8 protein-coding genes are annotated in these 8,033 nt (G+C 70.3%); all 8 read right to left on the bottom strand.

From position 1 onward, the window contains the following. On the bottom strand, window positions 1-530 hold a 530-nt coding region (locus B4E30_RS04630), incomplete at its 3' end, for a carbohydrate ABC transporter permease (protein WP_286793691.1). Between the two features lie 8 nt (window positions 531-538). Further along, window positions 539-1,504 (bottom strand): carbohydrate ABC transporter permease, encoded by a 966-nt coding sequence (locus B4E30_RS04625; RefSeq protein ID WP_286719635.1) that lies wholly within the window; start codon window positions 1,502-1,504, stop codon window positions 539-541. Continuing rightward, on the bottom strand, window positions 1,501-2,763 hold the full coding sequence (locus B4E30_RS04620) for an extracellular solute-binding protein (RefSeq protein ID WP_286793689.1): 1,263 nt from the start codon (window positions 2,761-2,763) through the stop codon (window positions 1,501-1,503). Before B4E30_RS04620 ends, B4E30_RS04625 begins: the two co-directional genes overlap by 4 nt. Window positions 2,764-2,911: 148 nt before the next feature. Then, complete coding sequence (locus tag B4E30_RS04615; protein ID WP_286793688.1) at window positions 2,912-4,111, bottom strand: multidrug effflux MFS transporter; 1,200 nt, start codon at window positions 4,109-4,111, stop codon at window positions 2,912-2,914. Further along, entirely contained in the window at window positions 4,108-5,481 is a 1,374-nt protein-coding gene (locus tag B4E30_RS04610; RefSeq protein ID WP_071043914.1) for an FAD-dependent oxidoreductase, read from the bottom strand. Before B4E30_RS04610 ends, B4E30_RS04615 begins: the two co-directional genes overlap by 4 nt. A 48-nt stretch (window positions 5,482-5,529) precedes the next feature. Beyond that, the gene (locus tag B4E30_RS04605; RefSeq protein WP_071043915.1) at window positions 5,530-6,585 is read right to left on the bottom strand and encodes a polyprenyl synthetase family protein; all 1,056 of its coding nucleotides are present in this window, start codon (window positions 6,583-6,585) and stop codon (window positions 5,530-5,532) included. Between the two features lie 52 nt (window positions 6,586-6,637). After that, window positions 6,638-7,426 (bottom strand): demethylmenaquinone methyltransferase, encoded by a 789-nt coding sequence (locus B4E30_RS04600; protein ID WP_286793687.1) that lies wholly within the window; start codon window positions 7,424-7,426, stop codon window positions 6,638-6,640. Between the two features lie 9 nt (window positions 7,427-7,435). Next, window positions 7,436-8,017, bottom strand: a complete 582-nt coding sequence (locus B4E30_RS04595; protein ID WP_071043917.1) for a DUF402 domain-containing protein — start codon at window positions 8,015-8,017, stop codon at window positions 7,436-7,438. Window positions 8,018-8,033 lie beyond the last annotated feature (16 nt).

Here is an 8,033-nt window from a genome sequence, read left to right as displayed (position 1 = left end):
CCGTCGACCTGCGCGGCCTGTTCGAGCTCCCACGGAATCTGGCGGAAGAACGCCGCGAGCGTCCAGATCGAGATCGGCAGCGTGAGCGAGAGGTAGGGGATGATGAGGCCCAGCCACGTGTCGTAGAGCCCGATGGTGCGCCACAGGTTGAACAGCGGCGTCACGATCGACACGACGGGGAAGACCGAGACGGCGAGCGCCGTGACGAGGATCATGCGCTTGCCGGGGAAGTCGAGCCGGGCGATCGCGTAGGCGCACAGCGTGGCCAGCACCACCGCGATCGCCGTCGCGATCAGCGAGATGCCGATCGAGTTGCGCAGCGAGGTGAGGAACAGCTCCTGTGCGCCGCCGCCCGGGGCGAGGATCTCGCCGTAGTTCTCCCACGTCCACTCCTCGGGCAGCAGCGTGCCGGAGAAGAGTCCCCCGGGGGTCTTGAACGAGGTCATGAGGATGGAGAACACCGGGAACAGCGACCACACGAGCACCGCCACCGTGATCACGATCCAGCCGATGCGCTGGGGCCAGGTCATCGCACGCATCAGGAGTTCCGTCCCCCCGCCAGGTCGACCCGGAAGCCTTTGATGAAGATGCCGGCGATGATCAGCACGCTGAGGAACAGCAGCACCGAGATCGCCGATCCGAGTCCGATCTCCAGCCGCCCGATCGAGGTGTTGTACGCCAGGAGCGACAGCGCCTCGGTGTCGTTGGCCCCGGCGGTCATGATGTAGATGTTGTCGAAGATGCGGAAGGCCTCGAGCGTGCGGAAGAGCACGGCCACCATGATCGCGGCCTTCATGTTGGGCAGGATCACGCGCCGCATGACCTCCCACCCGGTGGCCCCGTCGACCTTCGCCGCCTCCTCGAGGTCTCCCGGCACCTGCGCGAGCCCCGACAGCAGCAGCAGCGAGATGAACGGCGTCGTCTTCCACACCTCGGAGAGGATGATCACGAACAGCGACGAGCCCTGATAGGCGAACCAGTTGAAGTCCTCGTCGAAGCCCGGCACCCACGCCAGCCAGCTGTTGATGTAGCCGGAGTTGATGTCGAACGCGTAGAACCAGGCGAACGCGGCGACCACCGTGACGATGCCGTAGGGCACGAGGATGGCGGTGCGCGCGAAGCCGCGCAGCTTCTTGACGGCGCGGTGCATCACGAGGGCGAGGAGGAACCCGAGGATCAGCTCGAGGATCACCGTGACGACGGTGATGAACAGCGTCACGCCCATCGACTGCCAGAACGCGGGATCGCCGAGCACGACGGCGTAGTTGCGGAACCAGATGAACTCCCGCTCGTCGGGAGCGGTCAGGCGCAGGGAGAACAGCGAGTCGAAGAAGGCCTGCAGGATCGGATACATCGTCACCAGCAGCATGAGCACGAACGCCGGGCCAGCCAGCATCCATCCGAGCCGCGCTTCGGCGCGCGAGCGCTCCGAGCGGCGGCCGCGCGTCGGCCGCTTCTCCTCGGCGCGCGGCGGCGCGGGGCGCTCGACGGCGGGCGCGCTCATAGCAGCCTCTCCCCCTGCAGGACGGCGAGGATGAACTCCTGCGACGTCTCGGGCGTCGTGTCCGGATCGACCCCGGCCGGCGGGTGCCATGTTCGCTGCAGTCCGATCGAGATCTCGTTGTAGTACGGCGTCTGCGGGCGCGGAACCCCGAGGTCGAGGGACTCGCGGATGACGTCGGCCATGGGGAACTCCTCCTGCACCGCCTCGTCGTCGTAGGCGGCGGCGTTCGAGGGCGGGTTGCCGTCGCTGACGAAGTACTCGGCCTGATTCTCGGGCTGCACGATGCACTCCACCGCCTGCCACGCGAGGTCCTGGTTCTCGCTGAAGGCCCCCACGCCGAGGTTGATGCCGCCGACGGGTGGGGCCGCCGGGGTGTCGGCGTCCATGCGCGGATACACGGCCCACCCGAGGTCGTCGGCGACCTCGGGCGACGACTCGTTGAGGGCCGGCCACACGAAGGGCCAGTTGACCATGAAGGATCCCTGCTCGCCCTCGAACAGATTGAGGCTCGCGTTCTCGTTCGCCGTCGGGAGTCCGGCACCTCCCAGCCGGTTCTCGCCGATCCGCTGGAGCACCTCTGCCGCGGCGCGACCGGCGTCGGAGTCGATGCCCAGCTCCATGTCCTTCGGCGGTGCGTCGGGGGTCTCGAGGATCTCGCCGCCCGCCGAGGCGATCAGGGCGTTCACCCAGACGGTGAGGGATTCGGCGAGCGCGCCCTGGACACCGAGCTGCAGATCGTTCTCCTCCGCGACCTCGATGATCTGGTCCCACGTGACCGGCTCGCTCATGTCCAGGCCCGCCTCCTCGACGACCGATTCGCGATACCAGAGCAGCTGGGTGTTCGCCCAGAACGGGACCGTGACCAGTTCGTCGTTCCAGCTCGCCGAGTCGACGGCGCCCTGCACGATGCCCTCCGTGTCCTGCAGCTCGTCGGGAACGGGTGCGAGGAAGCCGGGTTCGGCGAGCTCCGGGATGAAGGGCGGGTCGAGACTCATGATGTCCAGGGAGCGGTCGCTGGCGGCGAGCCGCCGCGCGAGCTGCTCGCGCTGCGACGCCGCGTCACGCGGCAGCAGGGTCGTCTCGATGCGGTACGCCCCGTCGGCAGCCTCGGTGCAGGATGCGGCGATGCGCTCCTGGCCGCCGGCGTCGGGGTTGATGTACCACGTGAGGGTCGGCGTCCCGTCGTCGGCGGAGCAGGCTCCGAGACTCGCGACGACGGCCAGCGCGACACCGGCGCCCATCATCCTCCTGCCGCGCATCCGGCCCCCTCGCCTTCACCGGTCCCTCATCGACCGTGTGTTCCAGCATGTTGGGGCAAAGCCGCGCGATGCGCCATGCTCTTGCGCGGCACGACCCGGCTGTAGTACGCGCAGGGTGAGACACGGATGCCGCCCCGGTGCGCCGGGCTCAGGGGCTGCCGCGCAGGCGCCGACGCGCCACCAGCCGGGAGCCTGCGGCCGCGATCGCGGCGCACACGACGATCACCGCCATCGGCACGGCCGTGTCCTCTCCCCACGCACCGACCACGGGCGACATCGCTCCGCCGAGCACGAATTGCGTCGCCCCGAGCACGGCCGCGCCGGAGCCGCGCATGTGAGGCGTGCGGGCGAGGGCGAGCGCGGAGGCGTTCGACATCGTGAAGCCGGCACCGGCGGTCAGCACCACCGCGCATCCGATGAAGGAGGCCGGACGGAGCCACCCGGTGATCGCCAGGAGCGCGAGGATGCCGGAGGCGAGAAGGAGGAAAGAGACGCCGAGGGTGAGCATGCGACCGGGACCCACCCGAGGAGCGATGCGTGCGTTGAGCAGGTTCGCCGACACGACACCGAGCGCACCCGCGGCGAATCCCAGCGCGTAGACGAGCGGGTCCATGCCGAGCACCTCCTGCCCGACGAACGGCGACGCGGAGATGTAGGCCATCATGCCCGCGAACGCCGCGGCGACGGTGAGGGTGTAGGCGCCGAATCCGCGGGTGCTCGCGACGGTTCCGAGCATGCGGGCGATCGCACGCACCCCGCCGCCGTGTCGACGGTCTGGCGGGAGGGATTCGGGCACCACGAGCACGGCGAGCAGGAACATCGCCGCCGAGATGGCGGCCAGCACGATCAGCACGCCGCGCCAGTCGGTCAGCACACCCACCGCACCGCCGATCGGCGGTGCCACGAGAGGCCCGAGCGCCGTCACCGTCGCGATGAGGCTGAGGGCGCGCACGGCGGTCTCGCCCTCGCTGAGGTCGACCGCGATCGCCCGTGCCACGACGATTCCCGCCGCGCCGGCGACACCCTGCACCAGTCGCAGTGCGACGAACACCTCGATCGTCGGGGTGAACACCATCAGCACGCTCGAGAGGGCGAAGACACCCATCGACAGCACCATGACGGGGCGGCGTCCCAACCGGTCCGAGAGCGGTCCGAGCAGCAGCTGGCCGGCGCCGATCCCGAGCAGGAACGCCGTGAGGGTGAGCTGCACGGCCGACGCCGACGAGCCGAGATCCGCGGCGATCTCGGTGAACGATGCGAGATACATGTCCGTCGCGAACGGACCGACCGCGGCGAGGAATCCGAGGGTGGCGACCAGCCCCGAGGTGAGGCGGGGAGCGCCGCTCACTCGCCGCGCGAGACGGCGACCATCTCGTCGCGTGGCACGACCTTGATGCGGGCACGCTCGTGCGGAGCGCCCAGGGCGATCTCGTGCTCGTCGAGGCGGTGCCAGCCCTCGAGGTCGGTCCACGCCACGCCCCGCTCGGCGAGGAGGGCGGGGATCGCCTCCTCCGAGGGGTCCGCCGGGTGCCACCACGAGCCCTGATCGTTGATGAGATGGCGCACCGTCTCCATCGCATCCGATTTGGTGTGTCCGATCAGCCCCACCGGTCCGCGCTTGATCCACCCCGTGGCGTAGACGCCGGGCACCCGCTCGTTGTTCTCCGGATGCAGCACCTGCCCCTCGTGATTCGGGATGACGCCGTGGCGGTCATCGAACGGGACGCCGGGGAGGGGCGAACCGAAGTAGCCGACGGCGCGGTAGAGCTGCTGGATGGCCACTTCGCGCATCTCGCCGGTGCCGACCACGCCGCCCTCGTCGTCGGGTCGCGTGCGCTCGTACACAAGCGCGGCCACGCGTCCGGCGGCATCCTTCTTCACCTCGACGGGCCTGGCCCAGAAGTGCAGGTGCAGCCGGCGCGATGCGGTGCCGCCGGCGCCGTTCGCGGAGTCGAGCTTGCGCCACGACTGCAGCACCCGGTCGATGACCATGACCTGCTTGTTGCTGGCGATGGCGTCCTTCGACGCCTCGTCGTAGTCGAAGTCCTCGTCGTAGACCACCATGTCGACGTCGCGCTGCTCGCCGAGTTCGCGCAGCTCGAGGGGCGTGAACTTCACCTGGGCGGGTCCCCGGCGCCCGAACACGTGCACATCGGTGATCGCGGACGCGGCCAGACCCGCGTGCACGTTGTCGGGGATCTCCGTCGGCAGCAGGTCCTCGGCATGCTTGGCGAGCATGCGGGCCACGTCGAGCGCGACGTTTCCGTTGCCGATGACGGCGACCGACTCCGCGTCGAGGGGCCAGTCGCGCGGCACATCGGGGTGGCCGTCGAACCAGCTGACGAAATCGGCCGCACCGTAGGATCCGGCCGCATCGATGCCGGGGATCTCCAGCGACGCGTCGCGCGCGGCGCCCGTGGAGAAGATGACGGCGTTGTAGTGGTGCTTGAGGTCGTCGAGCGTGATGTCCTCACCGAAGCGCACGTTGCCGAAGATCCGGATGTCACCCCGGTCCAGCACGCCGCGCAGCGCGGTGATGATGCCCTTGATGCGGGGATGATCCGGCGCCACGCCGTATCGCACCAGACCGTACGGCGCCGGCAGGTGCTCGAACAGATCGATGGACACGTCGAAGGTGCGCTCCGCCTTCAGCAGGATGTCGGCGGCGTAGATGCCGGCGGGGCCGGCTCCGACGATCGCCAGTCGCAGCTTGGTCATGGGTGTCCTTTCGTGTCGCGCATCCGCGACCGCGCCGGAGGGCGCCGGTCAGCTGGAGCGGTCGGCCACCGCGCGCGCGAACCGCGTGAGTCCTTCGCGCACGGGACCGTCGGGAAGCGGGTCGAGCGCGGCGATGGCGTCGCGCGACCACGAGTGGGCGAGGTCGAGGGTGGCCCGCGTCGCCTCGTGGTCGCGGAGCTCGGCCAGCGGCTCGTCGAGGATGACGGGGTCGGCGCCGTCGGCGATGCGGGCGACGCCCTCGTCGATGCGCTCGCGCAGGTCGGTCGACGCGTCGTCGTCGCGCTGTCCGAGCAGCAGGAAGGGCATCGTCGGCACACCGGCGCGCAGGTCGGTGCCGGGCACCTTGCCGGTCTCGTCGGGGTCGCTCGAGAGATCGATGACGTCGTCGAGGAGCTGGAAGGCGACCCCCGCCTTCTCGCCGAATTCCACGAGCGGCTGCTCGTAGGCGCTCGGCGCTTCGCTGAACAGCGCCCCGGCCTGAGCGGATGCGGCGATGAGCGATCCGGTCTTGTCCGCCAGCACCTGCAGGTAGAACGCGACCCGGTCGTCGTTCTCGTGCGGTCCGACGGTCTCGTGCATCTGGCCGAGCACGAGCCGCTCGAACGTGTCGGCCTGGAGTTTGATGGCACGCTCGCCGAGCTTGGCCATCAGCTGGCTGGCGCGCGAGAACAGCAGGTCTCCGGTGAGGATGGCGACGCTGTTGCCCCACACCGAATGGGCACTGGGCACCCCGCGGCGCCGGTCCGCCTCATCCATCACATCGTCGTGGTAGAGCGAGCCCAGGTGGGTGAGCTCGAGCGCGGTGGCCGCGTCGATGACGTCGTCGGTGGTCCCCTCGCCCAGGTGCGCCGTCAGCAGCGCCAGCATGGGGCGCACGCGCTTGCCGCCGGCGTCGAACAGGTAGCGGCTGGTCGCGTTGGTGAGCGTGTCGGCGGTGGTCAGCTCCGCTTCGAGATTGCGGTCGACGCGCTCGAGCCCCGCCTCGACCTTCGCGAGCAGTCGGCGGGATCGGGGACCCGCGAACACGCGATCGGCCAGGCCGAGCCTGCCCGCGATCGGCGAGCCCTGCGCTGAGGGAGTCACGCTCCCAGCCTACCGGCGCACACCGGGATGCCGGACCGCCCCTGGTGGGCGCTCATGCGGCGGGATCGGCCGTTCCGGCGCCTCCGTCGACGGGCTTGATCCCGCGGTGCAGCGCGACGATCCCGCCGGTGAGGTTGCGATAGGCGACGTCGCCCCAGCCCGCCTGTCGGATCCACGCCATGAGCGTGCGCTGGTCGGGCCAGTCGCGGATGGACTCGTTGAGGTAGTCGTACGCCTCGCTGTTGGAGCTCACCGTCTTCGCCACGACCGGCAGCACACGATCGTTGTAGAAGCCGTAGAGGGCACGGAACAGCGACGACGGCGGGTGCGAGAACTCGCAGATCACCAGGCGTCCGCCCGGCTTGGTCACCCGCAGCAGCTCGCTCAGAGCCGCCCGCGGCTCATTGACGTTGCGCAGCCCGAACGACATCGTGACGGCGTCGAACGCGTCGTCGCCGAACGGCAGTGCGGTCGCGTCCGCCTCGACGAACGAGAGGTTCCGCATTCCGCCGCCCGGTGCCGACGCACCGTGGCGGCGTTCGCCTTCGGCGAGCATCCCCGGCGAGAAGTCCGCGGCGACGACCTCCGCCCCGCTCCGGGCGAGGGAGGCGCTGGAGGCACCCGTCCCGGCGGCGAGGTCGAGGATGCGCTCGCCGCGCTTCGGGGCGACGGCACGCGTGGTCGCAGCTCGCCACGAACGGTCGTTGCCGAGGCTGAGCACGGTGTTGGTGCGGTCGTAGCCGGCGGCGACCCCGTCGAACATCCCCGAAACCCGTGCCGGGTCCTTGCCCAGATCGGCGCGGTTCGGCTCGGCGTGTCGGGGGGCGGTGTCGGGGGTCACCCCTCGACTCTACGCGTCGGCCCGCGCGGCCGGCCCGGCGCCGGCGAGGGCGGCCAGCCGAGCCAGCCACGCGTTCGCCGTGTCGTCGTCGTACGGCGCCACGCGGTCGCGCACCTTGCGTTCGAGCTCGATCGCGAGCGCCTCGAGGTGGGTGACGATCTCAGCCGGGTAGCCGTACGCGATGCGATGCTCGTCCCACTCGTCGCGATCGTCGATCCACGTGCCGCGGCCGTCGACGGCCCGCACGACGTCGAGATCCATGTCGATCCCGGTGGGCACGCCGGCCTCGGTGTCGGACCAGCGCACGTCCCACGCGAGGTCGATGTAGATGCGGCTGGATGCCGGTGGCGCGACGTTGACCGTGAGGGCGTGGTCCCCCGAGGGCGGCACGAGCGTGACGCTGGCCGCGCGAGTGAGGACCTCCCGGCCGGGGCGGAAGCTCCGCGTGCCTTCCGGCTGACCGAACCACTCGCCCCACCGGTCGTGACCGAGATAGATGCAGTCGTGCACCCAGTGCGGGCCGCCGTCCCACTTGCGCCAGCGGAACACGGTGCGGGTGCCCGGTTCGGGGCGCAGGATGTCGGCGGTCACCTCGCGAGTCTAAGCC

Source organism: Microbacterium sp. UBA3394, assembly GCF_002358725.1.
Classification (GTDB): Bacteria; Actinomycetota; Actinomycetes; order Actinomycetales; family Microbacteriaceae; genus Microbacterium; species Microbacterium luteum.
This window is presented reverse-complemented; position numbering and strand designations above follow the sequence as displayed.

What these genes read in the sequence shown, in the direction of transcription:
- B4E30_RS04625 (WP_286719635.1), bottom strand. Translation starts at nt 1,504, where the DNA reads ATGAGCGCGCCCGCCGTCGAGCGCCCCGCGCCGCCGCGCGCCGAGGAG.
- B4E30_RS04620 (WP_286793689.1), bottom strand. Translation starts at nt 2,763, where the DNA reads ATGCGCGGCAGGAGGATGATGGGCGCCGGTGTCGCGCTGGCCGTCGTC.
- B4E30_RS04610 (WP_071043914.1), bottom strand. Translation starts at nt 5,481, where the DNA reads ATGACCAAGCTGCGACTGGCGATCGTCGGAGCCGGCCCCGCCGGCATC.